The sequence below is a fragment of the Streptococcus pseudopneumoniae IS7493 genome, assembly GCF_000221985.1.
Taxonomy (GTDB): domain Bacteria; phylum Bacillota; class Bacilli; order Lactobacillales; family Streptococcaceae; genus Streptococcus; species Streptococcus pseudopneumoniae.
This window is the reverse complement of the sequence record NC_015875.1, coordinates 1,135,623-1,159,135: the sequence shown is the minus strand read 5'-3', so window position 1 is coordinate 1,159,135 and position 23,513 is coordinate 1,135,623. Positions and strand designations below refer to the sequence as shown.

23 protein-coding genes and 2 pseudogenes are annotated in these 23,513 nt (G+C 38.3%); 16 read left to right on the top strand and 9 right to left on the bottom strand.

Going from position 1 to position 23,513, the window contains the following annotated elements; all coding sequences use genetic code 11:
- Positions 1 to 19 precede the first annotated feature (19 nt).
- Genes SPPN_RS06000 through ftsY form a run of 3 tightly spaced genes read left to right on the top strand, consistent with a single transcriptional unit; the run spans position 20 to position 2,922 of the window.
- A complete protein-coding gene (locus SPPN_RS06000; protein WP_000594112.1) occupies positions 20 to 811 on the top strand; it encodes a Cof-type HAD-IIB family hydrolase in 792 nt (263 codons plus the stop codon).
- Positions 811 to 1,629 carry a Cof-type HAD-IIB family hydrolase gene (locus SPPN_RS05995; RefSeq protein WP_000763435.1) on the top strand — a complete coding sequence of 273 codons (819 nt, stop codon included), beginning with the start codon at positions 811 to 813 and terminating at the stop codon, positions 1,627 to 1,629. Before SPPN_RS06000 ends, SPPN_RS05995 begins: the two co-directional genes overlap by 1 nt.
- Positions 1,630 to 1,632: 3 nt before the next feature.
- The gene (gene ftsY, locus SPPN_RS05990) at positions 1,633 to 2,922 is read left to right on the top strand and encodes a signal recognition particle-docking protein FtsY (RefSeq protein ID WP_000522299.1); all 1,290 of its coding nucleotides are present in this window, start codon (positions 1,633 to 1,635) and stop codon (positions 2,920 to 2,922) included.
- 45 nt (positions 2,923 to 2,967) lie between these two features.
- Here the strand turns inward: ftsY and zwf are convergent, their stop codons facing one another.
- The 3 genes from zwf to SPPN_RS05975 form a co-directional block, all read right to left on the bottom strand.
- The gene (gene zwf / locus SPPN_RS05985; protein WP_000096150.1) at positions 2,968 to 4,455 is read right to left on the bottom strand and encodes a glucose-6-phosphate dehydrogenase; all 1,488 of its coding nucleotides are present in this window, start codon (positions 4,453 to 4,455) and stop codon (positions 2,968 to 2,970) included.
- A 150-nt stretch (positions 4,456 to 4,605) separates the two neighbouring features.
- Positions 4,606 to 5,346: an amino acid ABC transporter ATP-binding protein gene (locus SPPN_RS05980; RefSeq protein WP_001096325.1), complete on the bottom strand. Its 741-nt coding sequence runs from the start codon at positions 5,344 to 5,346 to the stop codon at positions 4,606 to 4,608.
- The gene (locus SPPN_RS05975; RefSeq protein ID WP_000726247.1) at positions 5,346 to 7,511 is read right to left on the bottom strand and encodes an ABC transporter substrate-binding protein/permease; all 2,166 of its coding nucleotides are present in this window, start codon (positions 7,509 to 7,511) and stop codon (positions 5,346 to 5,348) included. Before SPPN_RS05975 ends, SPPN_RS05980 begins: the two co-directional genes overlap by 1 nt.
- A 172-nt stretch (positions 7,512 to 7,683) precedes the next feature.
- Between SPPN_RS05975 and SPPN_RS05970 the strand changes: the two genes are divergently transcribed.
- The 5 genes from SPPN_RS05970 (at position 7,684) to SPPN_RS05950 (ending at position 12,265) form a co-directional block, all read left to right on the top strand.
- Positions 7,684 to 8,637, top strand: a complete 954-nt coding sequence (locus tag SPPN_RS05970) for a CPBP family intramembrane glutamic endopeptidase (protein ID WP_000653468.1) — start codon at positions 7,684 to 7,686, stop codon at positions 8,635 to 8,637.
- Positions 8,638 to 8,713: 76 nt separating this feature from the next.
- Complete coding sequence (gene uvrB / locus SPPN_RS05965) at positions 8,714 to 10,702, top strand: excinuclease ABC subunit UvrB (protein ID WP_000610424.1); 1,989 nt, start codon at positions 8,714 to 8,716, stop codon at positions 10,700 to 10,702.
- Between the two features lie 60 nt (positions 10,703 to 10,762).
- Entirely contained in the window at positions 10,763 to 11,275 is a 513-nt protein-coding gene (locus tag SPPN_RS05960) for a GNAT family N-acetyltransferase (protein WP_000386636.1), read from the top strand.
- Entirely contained in the window at positions 11,241 to 11,729 is a 489-nt protein-coding gene (locus SPPN_RS05955) for a GNAT family N-acetyltransferase (protein WP_000216015.1), read from the top strand. The genes SPPN_RS05960 and SPPN_RS05955 overlap by 35 nt, the downstream gene beginning before the upstream one ends.
- A 68-nt stretch (positions 11,730 to 11,797) precedes the next feature.
- Positions 11,798 to 12,265 (top strand): 8-oxo-dGTP diphosphatase, encoded by a 468-nt coding sequence (locus tag SPPN_RS05950; protein ID WP_000086065.1) that lies wholly within the window; start codon positions 11,798 to 11,800, stop codon positions 12,263 to 12,265.
- Here the strand turns inward: SPPN_RS05950 and SPPN_RS12845 are convergent.
- A pseudogene (locus tag SPPN_RS12845) lies at positions 12,262 to 12,339 on the bottom strand (DNA-binding transcriptional regulator); the annotation flags it as partial. The gene SPPN_RS05950 and the pseudogene SPPN_RS12845 sit on opposite strands and share 4 nt — an antisense overlap.
- Positions 12,340 to 12,473: 134 nt before the next feature.
- Between SPPN_RS12845 and SPPN_RS05945 the strand changes: the two are divergent.
- The 7 genes and pseudogenes from SPPN_RS05945 to SPPN_RS05915 all read left to right on the top strand — a co-directional run.
- Positions 12,474 to 13,448, top strand: a complete 975-nt coding sequence (locus tag SPPN_RS05945; RefSeq protein WP_000207600.1) for a LacI family DNA-binding transcriptional regulator — start codon at positions 12,474 to 12,476, stop codon at positions 13,446 to 13,448.
- Positions 13,448 to 14,359 (top strand): ribokinase, encoded by a 912-nt coding sequence (gene rbsK, locus SPPN_RS05940; RefSeq protein WP_000036809.1) that lies wholly within the window; start codon positions 13,448 to 13,450, stop codon positions 14,357 to 14,359. The genes SPPN_RS05945 and rbsK overlap by 1 nt, the downstream gene beginning before the upstream one ends.
- Positions 14,334 to 14,732 (top strand): D-ribose pyranase, encoded by a 399-nt coding sequence (rbsD, locus tag SPPN_RS05935; RefSeq protein ID WP_000759834.1) that lies wholly within the window; start codon positions 14,334 to 14,336, stop codon positions 14,730 to 14,732. The genes rbsK and rbsD overlap by 26 nt, the downstream gene beginning before the upstream one ends.
- Positions 14,733 to 14,745: 13 nt before the next feature.
- Positions 14,746 to 16,224 carry a sugar ABC transporter ATP-binding protein gene (locus SPPN_RS05930; RefSeq protein WP_000687782.1) on the top strand — a complete coding sequence of 493 codons (1,479 nt, stop codon included), beginning with the start codon at positions 14,746 to 14,748 and terminating at the stop codon, positions 16,222 to 16,224.
- Position 16,225: 1 nt separating this feature from the next.
- Complete coding sequence (locus SPPN_RS05925) at positions 16,226 to 17,170, top strand: ABC transporter permease subunit (RefSeq protein WP_000799270.1); 945 nt, start codon at positions 16,226 to 16,228, stop codon at positions 17,168 to 17,170.
- Between the two features lie 103 nt (positions 17,171 to 17,273).
- Positions 17,274 to 18,239, top strand: a complete 966-nt coding sequence (locus SPPN_RS05920) for a substrate-binding domain-containing protein (protein ID WP_000691493.1) — start codon at positions 17,274 to 17,276, stop codon at positions 18,237 to 18,239.
- Between the two features lie 75 nt (positions 18,240 to 18,314).
- Positions 18,315 to 18,455 (top strand): annotated as a pseudogene (locus SPPN_RS05915) (8-oxo-dGTP diphosphatase); the annotation flags it as partial.
- Here SPPN_RS05915 and SPPN_RS05910 read toward each other — a convergent pair.
- The 5 genes from SPPN_RS05910 to coaB form a co-directional block, all read right to left on the bottom strand.
- Complete coding sequence (locus tag SPPN_RS05910; RefSeq protein WP_000159188.1) at positions 18,452 to 18,967, bottom strand: transcription repressor NadR; 516 nt, start codon at positions 18,965 to 18,967, stop codon at positions 18,452 to 18,454. The pseudogene SPPN_RS05915 and the gene SPPN_RS05910 overlap by 4 nt on opposite strands.
- A gap of 11 nt (positions 18,968 to 18,978) precedes the next feature.
- Positions 18,979 to 19,506 (bottom strand): ECF transporter S component, encoded by a 528-nt coding sequence (locus SPPN_RS05905; RefSeq protein ID WP_001097399.1) that lies wholly within the window; start codon positions 19,504 to 19,506, stop codon positions 18,979 to 18,981.
- Positions 19,507 to 19,796: 290 nt separating this feature from the next.
- Positions 19,797 to 20,360, bottom strand: coding sequence for an ECF transporter S component (locus tag SPPN_RS05900; RefSeq protein WP_000747405.1), 564 nt, complete (start codon positions 20,358 to 20,360; stop codon positions 19,797 to 19,799).
- Positions 20,344 to 20,895: a phosphopantothenoylcysteine decarboxylase gene (coaC, locus tag SPPN_RS05895; RefSeq protein ID WP_001284126.1), complete on the bottom strand. Its 552-nt coding sequence runs from the start codon at positions 20,893 to 20,895 to the stop codon at positions 20,344 to 20,346. Before coaC ends, SPPN_RS05900 begins: the two co-directional genes overlap by 17 nt.
- Before the next feature lie 11 nt (positions 20,896 to 20,906).
- On the bottom strand, positions 20,907 to 21,596 hold the full coding sequence (gene coaB / locus SPPN_RS05890; RefSeq protein ID WP_000699528.1) for a phosphopantothenate--cysteine ligase: 690 nt from the start codon (positions 21,594 to 21,596) through the stop codon (positions 20,907 to 20,909).
- A 225-nt stretch (positions 21,597 to 21,821) separates the two neighbouring features.
- On the opposite strand from coaB, the gene SPPN_RS05885 reads away from it, so the two are divergent.
- Positions 21,822 to 23,492, top strand: a complete 1,671-nt coding sequence (locus SPPN_RS05885) for a formate--tetrahydrofolate ligase (protein WP_000845266.1) — start codon at positions 21,822 to 21,824, stop codon at positions 23,490 to 23,492.
- Positions 23,493 to 23,513 lie beyond the last annotated feature (21 nt).

Here is a 23,513-nt window from a genome sequence, read left to right as displayed (position 1 = left end):
ATTGGAGTATGAAGAATTTATGATTAAACTAGTAGCAACGGATATGGATGGAACCTTCCTAGATGGGAATGGACGCTTTGATATGAACCGCCTCAAGTCTCTCTTGGTTTCCTATAAGGAAAAAGGGATTTACTTTGCAGTGGCTTCGGGGCGCGGATTTCTGTCACTAGAAAAATTATTTGCTGATGTTCGTGATGACATTATTTTCATCGCAGAAAATGGTAGTTTGGTCGAATATCAAGGTCAGAACTTGTATGAAGCGACCATGTCTCGTGAGTTTTATCTGACGACTTTTGAAAAGCTGAAAACATCACCTTATGTAGATATCAATAAATTGCTCTTGACGGGTAAAAAAGGCTCTTATGTTCTAGATACGGTTGATACGACCTATTTGAAACAGAGTCAGCATTATAATGAAAATATCCAAAAAGTAACGAGTCTGGAAGATATTACAGATGACATTTTCAAATTTACGACCAACTTCACAGAAGAAACTCTGGAAACTGGGGAAGCTTGGGTCAATGAAAATGTCCCTGGTGTTAAGGCCATGACAACTGGCTTTGAATCTATTGATATTGTTCTGGACTATGTCGATAAGGGAGTGGCTATTGTTGAATTAGCTAAAAAACTTGACATCACGATGGATCAGGTCATGGCTTTTGGAGACAATCTAAATGACTTGCATATGATGCAGGTTGTGGGACATCCTGTAGCTCCTGAAAATGCACGACCAGAAATTTTAGAATTAGCAGAGACTGTGATTGGTCACCATAAGGACCAGTCGGTTATAGCTTATATGGAGGGCTTATAATGGCAGATATAAAATTGATTGCATTGGATTTGGATGGGACCTTGCTGACTACTGATAAAAGGCTGACGGATCGTACCAAGGCAACCTTAAAAGCTGCGCGTGATCGTGGTATTAAGGTTGTATTGACCACTGGTCGTCCCTTAAAAGCCATGGATTTCTTCCTCCATGAGCTAGGGACTGACGGCCACGAAGATGAGTATACCATTACTTTTAATGGTGGATTAGTTCAGAAAAATACAGGTGAAATCCTTGATAAGACAGTCTTTTCATATGATGATGTGGCACGCTTGTATGAGGAAACAGAGAAATTATCACTGCCTCTTGATGCTATTTCAGAAGGAACTGTTTATCAAATCCAATCGGACCAAGAAAGTCTTTATGCCAAATTCAATCCAGCTTTGACCTTTGTTCCAGTGGACTTTGCAGACTTGTCTAGTCAAATGACCTACAACAAATGCGTGACTGCCTTTGCTCAAGAACCCTTGGATGCAGCCATTCAGAAGATTTCTCCAGAATTGTTTGATCAATATGAAATCTTTAAATCACGTGAAATGTTGCTAGAGTGGTCACCAAAGAATGTTCACAAAGCAACAGGTTTGGCAAAACTAATCAGCCATCTTGGAATCGATCAAAGCCAAGTCATGGCTTGTGGAGATGAGGCCAATGACCTTTCTATGATTGAGTGGGCAGGGCTCGGTGTTGCCATGCAAAACGCTGTTCCTGAAGTTAAGTCAGTCGCAAATGTGGTAACTCCAATGACCAATGATGAGGAAGCTGTCGTCTGGGCTATCGAAGAATACGTGCTAAAGGAGAACTAAGATATGGGATTATTTGACCGTCTATTCGGAAAAAAAGAAGAACCTAAAATCGAAGAAGTTGTAAAAGAAGCTCTGGAAAATCTTGATTTGTCTGAAGATATTGAGCCTGCCTTCACAGAAGCTGAGGAAGTTCCTCAAGAAGAAGCAGAGGTTGAAAGTTCTGAATCAGCTGTGTTTGAAGAAGAGGAAAATCAAGAGACAGTTGAAGAAAATAACAATTTAGAGCCAGTTGTAGAAGTTCAACAAGAAGAAGTCGAAGAATTTCCAAACTCAGAAGAAGTCCCAGAGGAAGAGAATACTGAGCTCCTAGAAACTGTAGAAGAAAATAATTCTGAAGTTATTGAACCAGAAAGGCCTCAAGTAGAAGAAACTGTTCAGGAAAAATATGACCGCAGTCTCAAGAAAACTCGTACAGGATTTGGTGCCCGCTTGAATGCCTTCTTTGCTAATTTCCGCTCTGTTGATGAGGAATTTTTCGAGGAACTGGAAGAACTACTGATCATGAGCGACGTCGGTGTGCAGGTAGCTTCAAACTTAACAGAGGAGCTCCGCTACGAAGCCAAGCTTGAAAACGCCAAAAAACCTGATGCACTACGCCGTGTCATTATTGAGAAATTGGTTGAGCTTTATGAAAAGGATGGCAACTACGATGAAAGCATCCACTTCCAAGATGGCTTGACGGTCATGCTCTTTGTTGGTGTGAATGGTGTTGGGAAAACAACTTCTATCGGGAAACTAGCTCACCGCTACAAACAAGCTGGTAAGAAGGTCATGCTGGTTGCGGCAGATACCTTCCGTGCAGGTGCAGTTGCACAGCTAGCAGAATGGGGACGCCGTGTGGATGTTCCAGTTGTGACTGGACCTGAAAAAGCTGACCCAGCCAGTGTAGTCTTTGATGGCATGGAACGTGCTGTAGCTGAAGGTATCGATATTCTTATGATTGACACCGCTGGTCGTCTGCAAAACAAGGATAACCTCATGGCTGAGTTGGAAAAGATTGGTCGTATCATCAAACGTGTTGTACCAGAAGCACCACATGAAACTTTCTTGGCTCTTGATGCATCAACAGGTCAAAATGCCCTGGTACAGGCCAAAGAATTTTCAAAAATTACCCCTTTGACAGGAATTGTCTTGACTAAGATTGATGGAACTGCTCGAGGTGGTGTGGTTCTAGCCATCCGTGAAGAACTCAATATTCCTGTAAAATTGATTGGATTTGGTGAAAAAATCGATGATATTGGAGAGTTTAACTCAGAAAACTTTATGAAGGGTCTCTTGGAAGGCTTAATCTAATCAGAAACAAAAATCCTGCAAGGAACAAACTTGCAGGAATTTTTTTTATTCTAAACGACCATCTTGACGATAGGCGATATCTGGTTGCCAAGTCCATTTGGCACCGAATTTTTCAAGTAAGTCAAAGCTTGCTTGAGGTCCCATGCTTCCAGCTTTATAGTCATGAAGTGGGGCACCATTTTCAGCCCAGAGTTCTTCGATACGGTCAATCAATTTCCATGACGCACCAACTTCATCCCAGTGGCTAAAGTTAGTTGAGTTATTATTTAGGACATCATAAATCAATTTCTCGTATGGTTCTGGAGAAGCACCAGTTGCGGTTGCATCTGTACGGTAATCAAGTGAGTTAGGGGCCAAGTTAAATTCTTCTCCTACCTGCTTCCCATTTAGACTGAGAGAGAAGCCTTCTGTTGGTTGGATATAGATGGTTAAAATGTTTGGAGCAAGTGGCTCACCAAAGATAGAGTCCATTTGTTTAAAGACGATGTTGACATGAGTTCCTTTTTCAGTCAGACGTTTACCAGTACGGAAGAAGAAAGGAACACCACGGAATCGATCGCTATCTACAAAGAAAGCACCAGATGCAAAGGTTTCAGTTGTTGATTCTGGATTTACATTTGGCTCGCTACGGTAAGAGATGTATTTCATGCCATCAATCTTACCTGAACGGTATTGACCACGGATAAAGTGTTCTTTAAGCTCTTCATCTGTTGGATGATAGAGGTTTTTAAAGACCTTAATCTTTTCAGCACGAATCTCGTCTTTTGTGAAGCTTGCTGGCTTGTCCATGGCAAGGAGAGAAAGAAGTTGTAGTGTATGGTTTTGTACCATGTCACGGAGGGCACCAGATTGGTCATAGTAGCCACCACGTTCTTCTACACCCAAGCGCTCCGCAAAGGTAATTTGAACATTGTCGATAAAGTCTTTGTTCCAAACGTTTTCAAAAATCAAGTTTGCAAAGCGAACTGCAAAGATACTTTGGATCATTTCCTTACCAAGATAATGGTCGATACGGAAAATTTGTTCTTCATCAAATGTTGCTAGGAGCTCGTCATTCAACTTGCTTGCAGTTGCGTAATCTGTACCAAATGGTTTTTCAACGATTAAACGTTCAAAACCTTTACCGTCAACAATGTTTTCAGACTTGAGGTGTTTTGCTATAGTTCCAAAGAACTGAGGCGCCATAGACAAGAAGAAGAGCTTGTTGTGTTCAGCTTGGTACTTGTCATTTAGTTCAGCCTGCAATTGACGCAAAGCAATGTAGTGTTCTGTATCGTTGACATCATGACTTTGATAGTAGAAGTGGCTAGCGAACTCCTGAGCCTGTTCGGTACTATCTGCCAAATCAAGGATTGATTCGACTACTACAGATTCAAAATATTCCTTGCTCCAAGGACGACGGGCAGTTCCAATAACGGCAAAATGTTTGGAAAGATTGCCGGATTTATATAGTCTAAATAGGGAAGGGTAGAGCTTGCGTTTAGCCAGGTCTCCACTCGCACCGAAAATTGTAACAATAACCTTAGATGACATCTAGCTACCTAATTTCTATTTTTATTCCTAGTCTTGCTAGGTATGAGGAAACCTCATTTCATAAACTTAATTCTAACATAATTTTCCGAAAAATCAAAAAATCCAATACGAGATAGAAAAAAACTGCAAGGAAATCCTTACAGTTTGAGTTTAGACGTTTAAGACCTTGTCCAAGAACTCTTTCAGACGAGGGTGTTGAGGGTTATCAAAGATTTGATCAGGTGTTCCGTCTTCAAGGAATTCACCATCCGCAGTAAAGATAACACGGTTGGCAACCTGACGAGCAAATCCCATTTCATGGGTTACGATAATCATGGTCATACCTTGCTCAGCCAATTCCTTCATAACGTTTAGTACGTCTCCGACCATCTCAGGGTCAAGGGCAGAAGTTGGTTCATCAAAGAGCATGATATCAGGATTCATTGCTAGTCCACGAGCGATAGCCACACGTTGTTTTTGACCCCCTGATAGGCTATTTGGGTTAGCATTAGCTTTATCTGCTAGTCCAACCTTGTCAAGCAACTCCATTCCTAATCTCTCAGCTTCTTCCTTAGTCATCAACTTGTGCTCAATAGGAGCAAAGGTGATGTTGTCCAAAACAGACATGTGTGGGAAGAGGTTGAAGTGTTGGAAAACCATGCCTATATTTTCACGGACGTGGTCAACGTTGGTTGTTTTTTCAGTTAAGTCATAACCGTTCACAGTGATATGACCACTCGTAACTTCTTCTAGGAGATTGAGACTACGAAGGAAAGTTGACTTACCAGAACCTGAAGGCCCGATGATACAGACAACGTCTCCTTCGTAGAATTTAGTTGTAATCCCTTTTAGGACCTTATTTTTTCCATATTGCTTATGTAAGTCATTTACATCAATTTTTAGTTTTGCCATTAACGAATCCTCTTTTCTAAGCGTTTCGCTAGTCTAGTCAAAAGTGTGATAATTACAAGATAGAAGATAGCAAGGATTGCATACATCTTGAAACTTTGGTAGTTACGGGCAATGATAATCTTACCAGTTTGGAAGAGTTCAACCAAACCGATAGCAGATACGATGGTTGTATCTTTAAGAGCGATAACGAATTGGTTGACAAAGTTTGGCAACATCAATTTAGTTGCTTGTGGCAAGATAATCTTACGCATGGTTTTTCCATAAGAGATACCCAAGCTTCGGCTGGCTTCCATTTGACCAACTGGAACGGCCTGAATACCACCACGAACGATTTCAGCGATATAAGCGGCTGCATTGAGCGATAGGGCAATGGTACCAGCTACAAAGTCGTTAATTGGACTTTGTTGTCCTGTGATAGACTCGATGAAATTTGGAATTCCCCAGAAGATGAAGGCTGCAAGAATCATCAATGGGATACCACGAATGACATCAACGAAAATCTCAGAGATCACACGAAGAGATTTGTAGGGGCTGACACTAAACATACCGAAGATAATCCCGATGACAATGGCAATAGCAAATGAGATAAGAGCTAGAGCAAGAGTGATACCAAGGCCACTAAGGAGCTGTTTGTAGTTGTTTTGAAGCAAGCCCCAGATAGTTGTTTCGTCAACAGTGCTTGTTGAAGCAGTTGATGACTCACTAGCTAGGTATTTGTCAAGAATCTTTTGGAATTCTCCGTTTGCTTTAAGGTTTGCAAGTCCGTTATTGAACATTTCAATCAGTTCTGGATTTGATCCTTTTTTAACGGCAAAGGCTGTTTCACCGATTGGAGTTCCAGCGATTGGAGTTTTCAATTTTTGTCCTTGGCTGATAGAATATTTGAGAACAGGCTCATCATCCATAACAGCATCGATGGCACCAGTATTTAAACTGTCATACATTGATGAACCATCAGCGAAGGTTTTGATTTTGTAGCCGTATTTGCTTTGATTTTCTGTTAGGAAGGTTTGAGAAGCAGTTCCGTTTTTAACACCAACTGTCTTCCCTTTTAAATCTTCATAAGAAGCAATGGTGCTTGATTCTTTGACACCAAGGATAGTATTGGCAGTGTAGTAGGATTCTGAGAAGTCAAAAGTTGCCTTACGAGCATCTGTGACAGACATACCAGCAATGATACCATCAGCTTGTCCAGCTTGAACAGCACTGATAGCAGCATCGAAACCAGGGTTGGTGATTTCAATTTCAAAACCTTGGTCTTTAGCGATTGCCTTAATCAATTCCATATCAATACCAGTAAATTGGTTACTTGAGTTTTGGAAAACAAAAGGTGCAAAAGAAGAATCGCTGGCAATAATGTATTTAGCTTTAACAGGAATGGCTTTTAATCCTGCTAGAGTAGTTGTAGTTGGCACTGCTGAAGATGATGAAGCAGTCCATTTCTTAATGATTTTATCAAGACTACCATCTTTTTTCATTTCAGCCAAGGCTTGGTTAAATTCAGTAACTAGGTGCTCGTATTTGCTTCCTTTTTTAACACCGAAAGCAAAGCTACCTACAGCTTCCCCATCCATTTCAATATGGAGGTCTTGCCCTTGGTTAATGGCATACTCTATAACAGGTTTGTCATCCATCATGGCATCGATGGCACCAGCACTCAAGCTGTTGTTCATCAAATCACCAGTGTCAAATGTTTTAATAGTGAAGCCGTATTTATCTTTGATTGTTTCAAGGAAACGTTGAGCGGCTGTTCCGTTTTTAACACCAACAGTTTTGCCAGTTAATTGGTCGTACTTGCTAATTTTGTGTGCCTTTGTAGTTGCAATGACAACTTTTGTATCATAGTAAGTATCAGACATGGTGAAGACTTTTTCACGTTCTTTCGTCTTTGTCATCCCTGCCATGATAGCGTCAGCTTGACCAGCTTGAACCGCATTGACCGCTGCATCAAATCCAGGATAGGACATCTGAATATTCCATCCTTTAATCTCTGCGACTTTGTTAATAATGTCAACATCAATTCCTTTATAAGTTTGATCTGAATCTTTAAACTCAAAAGGTGCATAGGCGGTATCAGACACAATCTTAATCGTCTCTGCTTTTGCAATACCTAATGAGAAAATTGGGAATAAAATTAGCAAAAATGCTAGAAATTTTTTCTTCATTTTTAGTCTCCTTTTCCGAATATTTTCCCATTATATCAGAAAAAGTAAAAAAAGGCAAATTTTTATATTTCTGTGTTAGAAAATATAACATCCATAATTCTTGTTTTGTCTTGAATCACACAACAGAAGTGCTATAATAAAGGTATATCATATAGTAAAAGAGGATAAAGTTATGAAAGACAAAAGAATCTTAAAAGACTTTGAAACTTCTAAAATGAGTTTAAACATTTACACAAGCCCCTTGTTAGCTTTATTTTTCGTCTATATATCTGAGTTCATATCTTCTCTATTTTTTGGCCTTAGTTTTTTAGCATTGATCGGGCTATTTAGCAATCTTGGTATGGGTGGTCAAAGAATTGCAGATTTCCTTCAAATGTTATTTCAGAATTTATCTGATAAATCAAGTGACATCCATTTGATATTTGAATTACTGTCCTTTGGTTTTATCATCTTAACTGTGTTTAGATGGACTAGAAAAGTAGAGAAAAGACCGATTCGAACCTTGGGATTCTATAAAGAAAATTTTTTAAGTGCCTTATTTAAAGGATACGGTCTTGGTCTATCCCTCTTTATACTTGCTTTGGCTGGACTAGTAGTGTTGGGGCAGTATCAATTTGATTCCATTCACTTGGATACTTATTCGCTAGCTTTTACTTTATTTACAATACCTTTTTGGATTTTACAGGGAACGGCAGAAGAATTGGTTACTCGTGCTTGGTTGATTCCACAATTGGCTAAGAGAACCAATCTTAAAGTCGCTATTATCATATCTAGTAGTCTCTTTACCTTACTTCATTTAGGAAATTCAGGCATAACTTTCTTATCTGCAATTGATCTCTTTTTATTTGGGGTTGCCATGTCCCTATATCTTCTTAAAACAGATACTATATGGGGTATAGGTGGTATTCATGGAGCCTGGAATTTCGCACAGGGAAACCTCTTTGGAGTATTAGTTAGTGGTCAGTCTTCAGGAACCTCAATCATGAAATTTACTCCACAAGGCAATCAAGACTGGCTTTCTGGTGGGTCTTTTGGTATTGAGGGTTCCATCGTGTCCAGTATTATTTTGTTTGTGCTGATTCTTTATCTCGCTTATCAATTAAAGAAAGAAAATGAAAGGATGTGACTTCGGTCCGTCCTTTTCTTCGTGAAAATGCTATAAGTATGCTAAAATAGGAATAGCACATGGAGAGAGGATTCTTATGATTAACCGCATTACAGATAATCAATTTAAACTAGTATCAAAATATCAACCATCAGGAGATCAACCACAAGCTATCGAACAGTTGGTTGATAACATTGAGGGTGGAGAAAAAGCTCAGATTCTGATGGGGGCGACCGGAACAGGGAAGACCTATACCATGAGTCAGGTCATTTCCAAAGTCAATAAACCAACTCTGGTTATTGCCCACAATAAAACTCTAGCAGGCCAGCTCTATGGGGAGTTTAAGGAATTTTTCCCTGAAAATGCAGTTGAGTACTTTGTGTCTTACTATGATTATTACCAACCTGAGGCCTATGTCCCTTCTAGTGATACCTACATTGAGAAGGATAGTTCTGTCAATGACGAGATTGACAAGCTCCGCCACTCAGCGACTTCAGCCCTTTTGGAGCGTAATGATGTTATTGTCGTGGCCTCGGTCTCTTGTATCTATGGTCTGGGTTCGCCCAAGGAATACGCAGATAGTGTCGTTAGTCTCCGTCCAGGTCTTGAAATTTCTCGTGATAAACTCTTGAATGACTTGGTCGATATTCAGTTTGAACGTAATGATATTGATTTCCAACGGGGAAGATTTCGCGTTCGTGGGGATGTGGTGGAGATTTTCCCAGCCTCTCGTGATGAACACGCCTTTCGAGTAGAATTTTTTGGAGACGAAATTGACCGTATCCGTGAGGTTGAGGCCCTGACTGGTCAGGTATTGGGAGAAGTGGATCATTTAGCGATTTTCCCTGCAACTCACTTTGTGACCAATGACGACCACATGGAAGTTGCCATTGCAAAGATTAAAGCAGAATTAGAAGAGCAACTAGCTGTCTTTGAAAAGGAAGGCAAACTGCTTGAAGCCCAGCGTTTGAAACAGCGGACAGAGTATGATATTGAGATGTTGCGTGAGATGGGCTATACCAACGGGGTTGAGAATTATTCTCGCCACATGGATGGACGTAGCGAAGGTGAGCCTCCCTATACGCTTCTCGACTTCTTTCCAGATGATTTCTTGATTATGATTGACGAGAGTCATATGACCATGGGACAAATCAAAGGCATGTACAATGGAGACCGTTCTCGTAAGGAAATGTTAGTAAATTACGGTTTCCGTTTGCCGTCTGCTCTGGACAATCGTCCTCTCCGTCGTGAAGAATTTGAAAGCCATGTGCATCAGATTGTTTACGTTTCAGCGACACCTGGTGACTATGAAAATGAACAGACCGAGACAGTGATTGAGCAAATCATTCGACCAACAGGTCTTTTGGATCCTGAGGTGGAAGTTCGTCCGACTATGGGACAGATTGATGACCTCTTAGGTGAAATCAATGCCCGTGTTGAAAAGAACGAGCGTACCTTTATCACCACCTTGACCAAGAAAATGGCAGAGGATTTAACCGACTACTTTAAAGAAATGGGTATTAAGGTCAAGTACATGCACTCGGATATCAAGACTTTAGAGCGGACAGAGATTATCCGTGACCTGCGTTTGGGTGTCTTTGATGTCTTGGTCGGAATCAACCTGCTCCGTGAAGGAATTGACGTTCCTGAAGTGAGCCTCGTAGCTATTCTCGATGCTGACAAGGAAGGTTTCCTTCGTAACGAACGTGGTCTTATCCAGACCATTGGTCGTGCTGCCCGTAACAGCGAAGGTCATGTCATCATGTATGCGGACACAATGACCCAGTCTATGCAACGTGCTATCGATGAAACTGCCCGCCGTCGGAAAATCCAGATGGCCTATAATGAAGAACATGGTATTGTGCCTCAGACAATCAAGAAAGAAATCCGTGACCTGATTGCTGTGACCAAGGCAGTTGCTAAGGAAGAAGACAAGGAAGTTGACATCAATAGCCTCAACAAACAAGAGCGCAAAGAACTGGTCAAGAAACTAGAAAAACAAATGCAAGAAGCCGTCGAAGTGCTTGACTTTGAACTGGCGGCTCAGATCCGTGATATGATGTTGGAAGTCAAGGCCTTGGATTAGGGGAATAGTATGATTTATTTAAGAAAGTTAAAGAGAGAAGATTTGATGTCTTTATAGGAAATGGATTATTCACAACTTAATCCAGTTTGGAAACAGTATGATGCTCCCTATTATGATGATTATCAGTATTTTTCAAATTTTAAAGAATTCGAACTACAAAAATCAGAATCCATTTTAAGCAACTCAAATCGCCTTGGTATTTTTGTTGATGATAAACTAGTTGGGACTGTTTCGCGTTATTGGGTATGTAAAGAAACAAGATGGATGGAATTGGGAATTGGTATTTATGATAAAAAATTCTGGAACACTGGTATTGGGAAAGTTGCTATGTTGCAGTGGATAGATAGGACGTTTCAGGATTACTTGGAGTTGGAGCATCTGGGTTTGACAACTTGGTCAGGAAATCTTGGTATGATGAAACTTGCTGAAAAATTAAGAATGAAAAAAGAAGCTCATATTCCAAAAGTTCGTTATTATCAAGGTAAATATTTTGATAGTATTAAATATGGTATTTTGAGAGAAGACTGGGCGAAAATAAATGACGGTTATTATCAAATCAATGGAAACTCCTGAAGAGATAGAAGGTAAATCCCTTGTTCACTGGCAAACGTGGAGAGAGGCTTATGATGACCTTTTGCCTGCAGAATTTCAGGAGACAATGACATTAGAAAGATGTCGACTCTTTAGTCAAAAGTATCCAGAAAATACATTGATTGCGATAGATGATCTGAAGGTAGTTGGTTTTATCAGTTATGGTAACTTTCGTGATGAGACTATTCAAGCTGGTGAAATTATTGCTTTCTATGTTTTAAAAGACTATTACGGAAAAGGCATAGCACAAAAGTTAATGAAAGCGGCTTTGACTGCTCTTAATCATTTTTCTGAAATTTTCTTATGGGTATTGAAAGATAACAAGCGAGCCATTGCTTTCTATCAAAAAATGGGTTTTACTTTTGATGGACAAGAAAAAATACTTGAACTTGGAAAGCCTATGAAGGAAAAACGGATGGTATTCTATTCTAAATAATTCTCAAAAGTAAAAGCTAATATGGTACCAAGTCTGAAAATTTAATAACTTAGAAAGCGAGTAAATTTATGTCCCGTTTCCAATTAACGATTTTAACAAACATTTGTCTGATTGAAGACTTAGAAACTCAGCGCGTGGTGATGCAGTATCGCTCTCCTGAAACCAATCGCTGGTCTGGTTATGCCTTTCCAGGAGGCCATGTAGAAAATGGCGAGTCTTTCGCGGAGTCTGTCATTCGTGAAATCTACGAAGAAACAGGATTGACTATCCAAAATCCTCAACTGGTCGGTATCAAGAACTGGCCACTAGATACAGGCGGGCGCTACATTGTCGTTTGTTATAAGGCAACTGAGTTCTCTGGTACCCTTCAATCTTCAGAAGAGGGAGAAGTTTCTTGGGTGCAAAAAGACCAGATTCCAAACTTGGATCTGGCCTATGATATGCTACCTTTGATGGAGATGATGGAAGCTCCGGATAAGTCAGAGTTTTTCTACCGCCACCGTACAGAAGACGATTGGGAAAAGAAAATTTTCTAGTCTTTTACTAAATAACCGAGCTGATCCAAGGCCTCCTCGATATAGTGGAGGTCTTGTTGTGTTTCTTGTGTAATAGTAATAATATATTTGGAAAAATATATGTACTATGAAATAAATTTAAAATATTTTTAGAAAAGTATTGACAAATAAAAAGAAAACGTTTACTATAGAATAAGGGAACGGTTCCACAACGTAAGAAGGAGGAGTGATGACTACAATAAAACAGGTTGCTGAAGAAGCTGGAGTATCAAAATCAACGGTTTCAAGATATATATCAAAAAAAGGTTATGTTGGAGATGATGCGAGAGAGAAAATAAAAAATGCGATTAAAAAATTAAATTACACACCAAATGTATTAGCACAATCTTTGAAAACCAAAAAAAACCAAATGGTAGGACTTTTATTGCCAGATATTTCAAATCCCTTCTTCCCAAGATTGGTTCGAGGCGCTGAATCATATTTGAAAGATAAAGGTTATAGAATTATGGTTGGTACGATTTCAGACCAAGAATCTTTGAGTGAATATGTTAACTTACTGTTGAAAACAAATGCTGCTGGCATTATTACTACACATGACTTCACAAAAGAATATCCAGATTTATCATTACCTGTTGTTGTAGTTGACCGAATTAGTAAAGATACAGGTTACGGTGTTTTTTCTGATAATCAGTCAGGTGGTCGTTTGGCTGCTGAAGCAATCTGTAATGCAGGTGCTAAACAAGTTCTGATTATTAAAGTTTTAGATGATAAAGCCGAGAATATCGCGGAACGGTTTGAAGCAAGTTTAAACTATTTGAGGAATAAATCTTTAGAAATTTGTATTGAAGAAAGTGAAACGTTTGACTTTGAAAAAATTCAAAAAGAAGCTAAAGAGAATCTAAAAAGAAATCCAAATATCGATAGTATTATAGCACCTTCTGATATTCATGCGATAGCTTATATTCATGAAATTTTAGCAATTGGTAAAAAAATTCCAGATGATATTCAAATCATTGGTTATGATGATATTGTACTTAGTCAATTTATTTACCCTTCTTTATCAACTATTCACCAATCATCATATAAAATGGGAGAACAGGCTGCAAAGCTAATCTATAATATGGCAAATAAGTTCTCTATAGATGAAGCTAAAATTAAACTACCTGTTAGATACGTAGAAAGAAATACATTAAGGAGAAAGTAATGAGTAAAATTGTTGTTGTTGGAAGTATTTCAATGGACTTAGTTATGAGAACAAAAAGGATTCCAGAAGGAGGTGAAACGATTTTTGGGGATTCGTTTAATATAGTTCCAGGTGGAAAAGGTGCAAATCAAGCTGTAGCTATTGGTAGATTATCCAGTGTAGAAGATAATATTTACATATTTGGAAATGTCGGAGAAGATATTTTTTCAGCAGATTTATTAAGTAATCTGCAAAATAATAATATTTCTACAGAATATGTGGGAACGGTACCACAATATACAGGAGCTGCACAAATTACTTTATATGGAGGTGATAATAGGATTATTTATTATCCCGGAGCGAATAATTTAGTTAAAACAAATGATTGGAAAAATGAGTGGGAATTAATTAGTGATGCAAGTATTGTTGTATTACAGAATGAAATACCACATGAAGCCAACCTATCTATAGCTAAATTTTGTCAAGAAAATCAAGTTAAGGTACTTTACAATCCTGCACCAGCTAGAGAAACAGACATAGAGATGATTCCTTTTTGTGATTTTATGACTCCTAATGAGCATGAATGTTCAGAGCTTTTTCCAGATAAGAAATTAGAAGAAATTATTAAAATTTATCCTAATAAAATGATTGTGACATTAGGAGTTGAAGGTTCTATTTATTATGATGGGACAGTAGTTCAGAAGATTCCTGCTATAAAAGCAGAAGTAGTTGATACTACAGGAGCAGGAGATACGTTTAATGGTGCTTTTGCTTATGCTATCTCAAAAGGAAAAGAGATGAATGTTGCATTGTCCTTTGCAACGATTGCTTCACATCTTTCTGTTCAAAGATTTGGAGCGCAAGGAGGCATGCCGAGTTTGAAAGAAATAAAGGAGCATTCAGGATATGAAGAAATATGGGATTTTAAATAGTAATATAGCAAAACTAGCTGATGATTTAGGTCATATGGATTTGGTTTGTATCGGAGATTTAGGATTGCCAGTTCCAAAAGGTGTTGACAAAATTGATTTAGCATTAAGAAAAGGTAGTCCAAGTTTTTTAGAAGTTTTAAAAGAATATTCAGATCATGTACTTATTGAAAAAATTTTCTTAGCAGAAGAAATTAAGGAAAAAAACAAAGAACAGTGGCAAGCAGTTTTAGATCTTTTAGAATCGAATATAATTATTGAATATATTAGTCACGAAGAATTGAAAGCTATGAATACTAAAGTTAAGGCAGTTATTCGCACTGGGGAAGATACACCATATTCGAATATAATCTTGCAATCAGGAGTTATTATTTAGAAGGGGGTTGCCTATGAAAATTGAAATGAAGAACATTTCAAAATCTTTTGGGAATAATCGTGTTTTAGAAAGTATTGATTTGGTTCTTAATTCAGGAGAAGTTCATGCTTTAATGGGAGAGAATGGTGCAGGCAAATCAACCTTAATGAATATTTTAACTGGACTTTTTCCAGCTACTTCAGGAACTATTTTTATTGATGGAAAAGAAAAAACATTTTCTAATCCTCAAGAGGCAGAACGGTTTGGACTGAGTTTTATTCATCAAGAAATGAATACTTGGCCAGATATGACTGTACTTGATAATCTTTTTTTAGGAAGAGAAATAAAAAATTCGATTGGGTTTTTAGATAAAGCTAGTATGGAAAGGAAAGCTAAAGAAGCATTTAAACGTCTTAATATCTCTATTCCTCTTGATGCAATCATTGGTCAATTATCAGTCGGACAACAACAAATGATAGAAATAGCAAAATGTTTATTATCAGAAGTTTCCTTGTTAATTATGGATGAACCCACAGCAGCTTTAACTGATCGTGAAACTGAAACACTTTTTAAAGTGATAGAAGGATTAAAATCTGATGGTGTAGGTATTGTGTATATTTCACATCGGATGGAAGAAATCTTTAAGATTACAGATCTTATAACTGTTATGAGGGATGGGTTTGTAATTGATACCAAGAAAACGAAGTTAACCAATGCGGATGAATTAGTTCAGAAGATGGTAGGTCGTGAATTAGAAGATTATTATCCAGAAAAAAAGGCTGAGATTGGGAATATTGTTTTTCAAGCTAAGAATCTTTCTGGTGATGCTTTTACGGATATTTCTTTCTATGTACGTCAAGGGGAAATTCTTGGTTTTTCTGGTTTGATGGGTGCTGGTCGTACTGAAATAATGCGAGCAATTTTTGGAATTGATTCTTTAAAATCTGGTCAAATTATAATAAACGAAGAACAACTGATAATTAAAAATCCTTTTGAAGCAATTAAGCATGGAATTGGTTTCTTAACAGAAGATCGTAAAGATGAGGGATTGATTTTAGATTTTTCTATTAAAGATAATATGACTTTACCTAGTACTCGAGATTTTGTTAAAAATGGTATTTTTGATAATAAAACAAGTGATATATTTGTACAACGTTTAATTGATAGGCTACGAATTAAATCAGGTTATCCAGATAAGGAAGTTGGAACACTTTCTGGTGGTAATCAACAGAAAGTAGTTTTAGCAAAATGGATAGGTATTGCACCAAAAGTACTGATTTTAGATGAGCCAACTCGTGGGGTAGATGTTGGTGCTAAGCGTGAAATTTACCAATTAATGAATGAATTGGCTGAACGAGGTGTACCGATTATTATGGTCTCTTCAGATTTACCAGAAGTGATTGGAGTCAGTGATCGCATTATGGTCATGCATGAAGGTAGAATTAGTGGGGAATTAACACGTCGAGAAGCTACACAAGAAAAAGTTATGCAACTAGCTACAGGAGGACAATAGTGTGAAAAATACTATGAAGTATATGTCAGAATTGACAACAGTAATAGCATTGATAATTTTAATGGCTGTCATCACTATTATCAATTCAAATTTTTTAACAGCAAATAATCTGTTAAATTTACTATTGCAAGTAACATCAAATGCACTGATTGCTTTTGGAATGACTTTTGTTATTCTAACAGGTGGAATCGATTTATCAGTAGGATCAATTTTAGCCTTATCCAGTGCGCTAACAGCTGGTTTATTAGGATCTGGAATGCCTGTTGCGTTAGCAATTCTCAGCTCTTTAATTTTGGGTTGCATTCTGGGGATGATGAATGGGTTATTGATTTCCTACGGGAAATTAGCTCCATTTATCGTTACTTTAGCAACTATGACTATTTTTAGAGGCGCAACACTTGTTTATACAAATGGGAATCCTATTACAAAAGGATTAAGTGATACATTCTTATTTCAATTTTTGGGGCAAGGTTACATAGTAGGAATTCCATTTCCTGTAATTATTATGTTTATTGTATTTATTGTTTTATATGTTTTACTTCATAAAACAGCATTTGGTAAATCTGTATATGCTATAGGGGGGAATGAAAAAGCAGCATATATATCAGGTGTGAAATTAAATAAAGTGAAAATTATCATTTATTCAATATCAGGTATGATGGCTTCAATTTCTGGATTGATTATAACATCACGCTTAAGTTCTGCTCAACCAACAGCAGGTGCTAGTTATGAAATGGATGCTATTGCAGCTGTTGTTCTTGGGGGAACCTCATTATCAGGAGGTAAAGGTCGTATACTGGGGACCTTAATAGGTGCTTTAATTATTGGGGTTTTGAATAATGGACTTAATATTATCGGTGTGTCAGCATTTTGGCAACAAGTAGTAAAAGGAGTTGTAATCTTAATTGCTGTTCTGATTGATCGTTTTAAAGTTGTAAAACAGTAGAATCATTTTCAATTTTTTTGGAAATAGCAACAATTTATTAGATGACGTACAATAATCGGGATGGAAACTATCCCTATAGATATATATTACGAGGAGTAATAACATGAAAATTATTAAAAAAATTAGCATTTTTGCTTTGTTTGTAACATTTATTTTTGCTTTAGCAGCTTGTGGAAAAACTGGTTTAGGAAATTCATCAAATGATAATAAATCTACGACTCAAAAGTCGGCAAAAGAATTAAAATTAGGAGTTTCTATTTCGACTACTAACAATCCCTATTTTGTGGCTATGAAAGATGGTCTTGAAAAAGCTGCAGGAGAAAAAGAAGTAACTTTGAAGATAGCAGATGCACAAGATGATGCTGCTAGACAAGCAGATGATATTCAGAATTTTATTAGTCAAAATGTAGATGCTTTACTAATTAATCCAGTTGATTCTGATGCAATTGTTACATCTATTAAAGCTGCTAATAATGCAAATATTCCAGTAATCTTAATTGACCGCGGTAGTAATGGTGGTGAAGTCTTGACAACTGTTGCTTCTGATAACGTAGAAGCAGGTAAAATGGCTGCCGAATTTATTACCAAGCAATTGGGAGAAAAAGCAAAAACTTTTGAATTATCAGGAGTTCCTGGTGCTTCTGCAACAGTAGATAGAGGTAAAGGATTTGAACAAATTTCAAAGACAAATTTAGATGTTCTTTCTAGTCAATCCGCTAATTTTGATCGCGCAAAAGCTTTGAATACAGCGCAAAATATGATTCAAGGAAACAAAGAAGTACAAGTAATCTTTGCACAGAATGATGAGATGGCGTTAGGAGCTGCACAAGCAGTAAAAGCAGCTGGTCTTAGCAATGTATTAATTGTTGGTATTGATGGTCAACCAGATGCACATGATGCTATTGCCAAAGGTGATATTACTGCCACTATTGCTCAGCAACCAGCTAAGATGGGTGAAATTGCTATTCAATCAGCAATTGATCATTATCAAGGGAAAAAACTAGAAAAAGAAACAGTTTCTCCAATTTATCTTGTGACTAAGGATAATGTTGATCAACATAACTGGTGATATATTTAATAAGTAGGTACTTATTCATCTTCATTCAATGTAGTTTTTAAATATCATTGTTACTATTTGAGCTATTGGATTCAAAAAGACCAGATTCCAAACTTGAATCTGGCCTATGATATGCTACCTCTGATGGAGATGATGGAAGCTCCGGACAAATCTGAATTTTTCTACCCTCGCCGTACAGAAGACGATTGGGAAAAGAAAATTTTCTAATCCTTTACCAAATAACCGAGCTGATCCAAGGCCTCCTCGATATAGTGGAGGTCTTGTTGTGTTTCGGCTTCGACTAGGTGGTAATGGATGCCATCTGTCAATTCAGACAGAGGTCTAAAGTCAGAATGCTCGACTTGTTCTAGAAAATGTTGCACATCTCTGCGACAAGACAGTTTAAGCAAGGTTTCAATTTCTCCATAAACGGGATGGTCAATAAAGGTATTCTGGACACGCCCTCCATTATCGACGATAGCCAGGAGTTCTTGACCGATTTCTTCAACTTCATGTTTGACTTTGAAAAGTTTGTGGACGTATGGATTGACATCAACTTGCTTATAGACGTAGCCACGATTAGTGGATAGGATAGGAGCGCCATCGGCTCTTAAAATTGCAATGTCCTGTACAATGACCTGACGTGTGACATGAAAATGTTCCGCCAAACTTTGGCCATTAAGGGCTTTAGGAGCTTCTTTCAAGAGTTGGAGCAGGGCTTGTTTGCGATCTTTTGTCATAGTTTTTCCTTTTAACGGCGTTTTCGAAGCACTTTATAGACAGCTAGTGCTAATGTATAGTCTACCATACTATGGATAATTGTACCAAATCCAACTAGTACAAATAGAACATAAAACATATTTTCTACATTGGTACCGGAAGTTGTGTAAAAAAGGACACAGGCCAATACTTCAGCAAGGGCATGAACAACAGCCAAAACAAAGTTGAAAATCCAGGAAGATTTTGGTTTATCTAGGGTATCGGGGAATTTTTGTAGGTAAAGAGCCCCCAAAGTCCCAAAAAAGATATGGGAAAAAGCTCGAAATACGATAACCATGGGGTAGCCAGCCATCAAGAATCCAAAACTAGAGGCTAGGATGACAAAAACAGCCATTAAGGGCGACAAGAACATAGCGATAAAAATAGCGATGTGGCTTCCCAAAGTGTAAGAAGCAGGTGGAATGACGATCTTGAAAGGCATAACAATTGGAATCAAAATCGCAATAGCTGTTAAGAGGGCAGTCATTGTCATAAATTGTGTCTTTTTCCGTGTATTCATAAGAATCTCCTTTTTATTGTATATACACTAGTATAGTACAATAAAATAGACAATAAAGCAAGGATTTACTTAGGTTTATAGGTTGTTTTTAAGTTAATACTCTTCGAAAACCTCTTCAAACTACGTCAGCTTCCATCTGCAATCTCAAAACCGTGTTTTGAGCAACCTGCGGCTAGCTTCCTAGTTTACTTTTTGATTTTCATTGAGTATAAATATTGGTAAAGATTTCACTGAAAAGAAACTGTATAGAGCAAAATCTCCACCTTCAGGTTTGAAAGCGGAGATTGTTTTTATTTTTTCAAGGTTTGTAGTCGTGGAACAATGGCTAGGGTTAGAATTGCAGAAATGACCAATTCAGCAATTGAATTTGTTGAGATAACGGTTGCCAGAAGAAGTTGGATATTTCCATTATAAACATTTCCAAATAGGAAGAAGATTCCTCCAAGGACAAAGATAGTATTTGTCAAGGAACCAAGAGCCCCAGCTAAAATCAGACCAGTCTTGTTTTTCATCAGTTTATAGACTAAGTAAGGAGTTAAACCAATCAAAATACGTGGGACAATGGCAATGATAGCTGAGTAGATGTTTCCGTTTGGTACGAATGGGGAGAAGAGGTAGCTTGTCGGTAGAATTGTAATCGTGTTAACAGTTAAGCTAAGCAGCCCCATCAAAAATCCAAGTGTAATCCCAACGCGTGGACCGTAAATAATGCTGGCAATAATGACAGGAATATGAACGATGGTCGGTTTGATTGGAAATGGAAAAAGGTTAAAGATAAGTGAGCTCAGAAAGTGTATCACGAGCATGGTTGCAAAAAAGATAGCAATGGGTGCAATATTAGAGCGTTTTTTCATCGAGAGTTTCCTTTATTCTTTCTAAAATAATTGTGAGGTCAGCTAATGCTCCTCGTCCGTGGTCGCCACAAGCTAGTAGGGATTCCTTAGGAGCAATCAGCTGATAGCCGTAGGCTTCTAATGTTTTCAGATTAGCCTGAGTTGCTGGATGGTCATACATTTTTGTATTCATAGCTGGTGCGATGAGTTTGGGAATATGACTGGGCAGGGCTAGAGCTGTACAGGTTACCATGTTATCCGCAAAGCCGTGGGCTAGTTTTGCAATAGTGTTAGCAGTTGCAGGGGCCACGATAAATAAATCCGCCTTTTTTCCAAGTTCGATATGATTGACTTGATCAGGATAGGGTTCCTTCATAACATCCAAGTGGACAGGATTCTGCGATAAGACCTGTAGTGTTAAAGGTTGGATAAACTCTGTAGCAGCCTGAGTCATTAAGACAGTGACTTGATGACCCTGTTTTTTTAGAGAACTGACTAAATCTGCCGACTTGTAAGAGGCGATTGAGCCCGTTACAGCCAAGAGAATGTTTGCCATAGCTTTCCTTTCTATGAATGATAGGCTTGAATTTTTTCAAGGAGGAGTTCTGCAATTTCTTCTTTAGTCTGGGCTGTTTGAAGCTGATCTTTTTCGACAAAGATAGCTCGGTGCTGATCTGCTGAAATTTGAGTCAGGTCATTCGCGATGATTAAATCTGCTTGATTCTTGATAAGACTTTTTCGTGCAATGTCAACCAGATGATCTTCGGTAACATCAACCAGCAGTTTGAAACCAATCAGATGAATAGTAGGATTCCATTCCTTGACTAGGGATATGATTTTGGGTGTCTTTTTAAGGAACAAAACCTGAACCTCATCAGTTGAAGAAATCTTGGCCTGATGATTCTGCTTGTTTAAAAATTCTTCTAGATTGGAGCTAGCCTGAACTTCCTCAAGCCCTGTCATATAAACAGGAGTGTAGTCAGATACGGCCATTGAGTGAATCAAGACCTGATAATCCTGAATACGTTCTTGCATTTCAAGGAGAAGGTCGTTTGTATTGTTAATTTCTTGAATGCTTAGGTTGGGATGGGCTTTTGGCTTCAAAGCTCGTTTTGTCGTCATTAAACAAACTTCATGTCCTGAAGCAAGCAAAGTCTCTGTGATGATTTTGCCCAAGCGACCTGTAGAATGGTTAGTGATAGAGCGGACGCTATCGATAGCTTCACTGGTACCGCCCGATGTAACTAAAATTTTCATAGCACTATTGTACACAAAAATAAACGGTAAGTAAAATGAAAGCGATAAAATTTTGGTAAAAGGAAAGAATATAGTTTCAAACTATAAAGCCATATAAAATTTAAGAAAGGGCTCTAAAAATCTTAAAAAAATGGATATTTACGAACGTTTAGAGAGTTTGAGGATGTTAAAAATCTTGTTTTGTGATATAATGAATTATCATATAAGAGGTTAGAGGAGTTTTGAATGAAAACAGATATTGAAATCGCACAGAGTATTGAGTTGAAGCCAATCGTTGATGTTGTAGAGAAACTTGGTATTTCTTACGATGATTTGGAGTTGTATGGAAAGTACAAGGCTAAGCTTAGCTTTGATAAAATTCGTGCAGTTGAGAGCAATCCAGTTGGGAAATTGATTTTGGTTACTGCCATCAATCCAACACCTGCAGGTGAAGGAAAATCAACTATTACCATTGGTCTTGCGGATGCCTTGAACAAGATTGGCAAGAAAACCATGATTGCTATCCGCGAACCGTCTCTTGGTCCAGTCATGGGGATCAAGGGGGGTGCTGCTGGCGGTGGTTATGCTCAAGTTCTACCAATGGAAGACATCAACCTTCACTTTACTGGAGACATGCATGCCATTACGACTGCCAACAATGCTCTTTCTGCCTTGATTGACAACCACTTACATCAAGGGAATGAGTTGGGAATTGACCAACGTCGTATCCTCTGGAAACGCGTTGTGGACTTGAATGATCGCGCCCTTCGTCATGTAACTGTTGGACTTGGTGGCCCTCTAAACGGTATTCCACGTGAGGATGGATTTGACATTACAGTTGCTTCTGAAATCATGGCCATTCTTTGCTTGGCAACGGACATCGAGGACTTGAAACGTCGTTTGTCCAATATCGTTATTGGTTATCGCTATGACCGTACGCCTGTTTCTGTAGGTGATTTGCAGGTTGAAGGTGCCTTAGGATTGATTTTAAAGGATGCTATTAAGCCAAACTTGGTTCAGACAATTTACGGTACACCTGCCTTTGTACACGGTGGTCCATTTGCTAATATCGCTCACGGATGTAACTCTGTCTTGGCAACAAGCACAGCCCTTCACTTGGCTGATTACACAGTTACTGAAGCTGGTTTTGGTGCAGACCTTGGTGCCGAGAAATTCCTTGATATTAAGACACCAAACTTGCCAACATCTCCAGATGCAGTTGTCATTGTCGCAACCCTTCGTGCTCTTAAGATGAATGGTGGTGTGGCTAAAGATGCTTTGACAGAGGAAAACGTAGAGGCAGTTCGTGCCGGTTTTGCCAACTTGAAACGCCATGTTGAGAACATCCGTAAGTTCGGTATTCCAGCAGTTGTAGCAATCAACGAATTTGTATCTGATACAGAAGCTGAAATCGCAGCCTTGAAAGAACTTTGTGCTTCTATTGATGTGCCAGTTGAACTAGCAAGTGTCTGGGCTGATGGTGCAGAAGGTGGAGTAGCACTTGCTGAAGCGGTTGTCAAGACTATCGCTGAAAATCCAGCTAACTATAAACGTTTGTATGATAATGACCTTTCTGTCCAAGAAAAGATTGAAAAGATTGTTACTGAAATCTACCGTGGTAGCAAAGTAAACTTTGAGAAGAAAGCTCAAACACAAATTGCTCAAATCGTTCAAAACGGTTGGGACAAATTGCCAATCTGTATGGCAAAAACTCAATATAGTTTTTCAGATAATCCAAATGCACTTGGAGCACCTGAAAACTTTGAAATTACCATTCGCGAATTGGTGCCAAAATTAGGTGCAGGCTTTATCGTTGCCTTAACTGGTGATGTCATGACCATGCCAGGACTTCCAAAACGACCAGCTGCTCTCAACATGGATGTTGAAAGCGATGGAACTGTACTAGGCTTGTTCTAGTGGATTGAAATTGACTTTGAG

Coding starts and splice junctions, on each gene's coding strand:
- SPPN_RS06000 (WP_000594112.1), top strand. CDS start 20: ATGATTAAACTAGTAGCAACGGATATGGATGGAACCTTCCTAGATGGG.
- SPPN_RS05995 (WP_000763435.1), top strand. CDS start 811: ATGGCAGATATAAAATTGATTGCATTGGATTTGGATGGGACCTTGCTG.
- ftsY (WP_000522299.1), top strand. CDS start 1,633: ATGGGATTATTTGACCGTCTATTCGGAAAAAAAGAAGAACCTAAAATC.
- zwf (WP_000096150.1), bottom strand. CDS start 4,455: ATGTCATCTAAGGTTATTGTTACAATTTTCGGTGCGAGTGGAGACCTG.
- SPPN_RS05980 (WP_001096325.1), bottom strand. CDS start 5,346: ATGGCAAAACTAAAAATTGATGTAAATGACTTACATAAGCAATATGGA.
- SPPN_RS05975 (WP_000726247.1), bottom strand. CDS start 7,511: ATGAAGAAAAAATTTCTAGCATTTTTGCTAATTTTATTCCCAATTTTC.
- SPPN_RS05970 (WP_000653468.1), top strand. CDS start 7,684: ATGAAAGACAAAAGAATCTTAAAAGACTTTGAAACTTCTAAAATGAGT.
- uvrB (WP_000610424.1), top strand. CDS start 8,714: ATGATTAACCGCATTACAGATAATCAATTTAAACTAGTATCAAAATAT.
- SPPN_RS05960 (WP_000386636.1), top strand. CDS start 10,763: ATGGATTATTCACAACTTAATCCAGTTTGGAAACAGTATGATGCTCCC.
- SPPN_RS05955 (WP_000216015.1), top strand. CDS start 11,241: ATGACGGTTATTATCAAATCAATGGAAACTCCTGAAGAGATAGAAGGT.
- SPPN_RS05950 (WP_000086065.1), top strand. CDS start 11,798: ATGTCCCGTTTCCAATTAACGATTTTAACAAACATTTGTCTGATTGAA.
- SPPN_RS05945 (WP_000207600.1), top strand. CDS start 12,474: ATGACTACAATAAAACAGGTTGCTGAAGAAGCTGGAGTATCAAAATCA.
- rbsK (WP_000036809.1), top strand. CDS start 13,448: ATGAGTAAAATTGTTGTTGTTGGAAGTATTTCAATGGACTTAGTTATG.
- rbsD (WP_000759834.1), top strand. CDS start 14,334: ATGAAGAAATATGGGATTTTAAATAGTAATATAGCAAAACTAGCTGAT.
- SPPN_RS05930 (WP_000687782.1), top strand. CDS start 14,746: ATGAAAATTGAAATGAAGAACATTTCAAAATCTTTTGGGAATAATCGT.
- SPPN_RS05920 (WP_000691493.1), top strand. CDS start 17,274: ATGAAAATTATTAAAAAAATTAGCATTTTTGCTTTGTTTGTAACATTT.
- SPPN_RS05910 (WP_000159188.1), bottom strand. CDS start 18,967: ATGACAAAAGATCGCAAACAAGCCCTGCTCCAACTCTTGAAAGAAGCT.
- SPPN_RS05905 (WP_001097399.1), bottom strand. CDS start 19,506: ATGAATACACGGAAAAAGACACAATTTATGACAATGACTGCCCTCTTA.
- SPPN_RS05900 (WP_000747405.1), bottom strand. CDS start 20,360: ATGAAAAAACGCTCTAATATTGCACCCATTGCTATCTTTTTTGCAACC.
- coaC (WP_001284126.1), bottom strand. CDS start 20,895: ATGGCAAACATTCTCTTGGCTGTAACGGGCTCAATCGCCTCTTACAAG.
- coaB (WP_000699528.1), bottom strand. CDS start 21,596: ATGAAAATTTTAGTTACATCGGGCGGTACCAGTGAAGCTATCGATAGC.
- SPPN_RS05885 (WP_000845266.1), top strand. CDS start 21,822: ATGAAAACAGATATTGAAATCGCACAGAGTATTGAGTTGAAGCCAATC.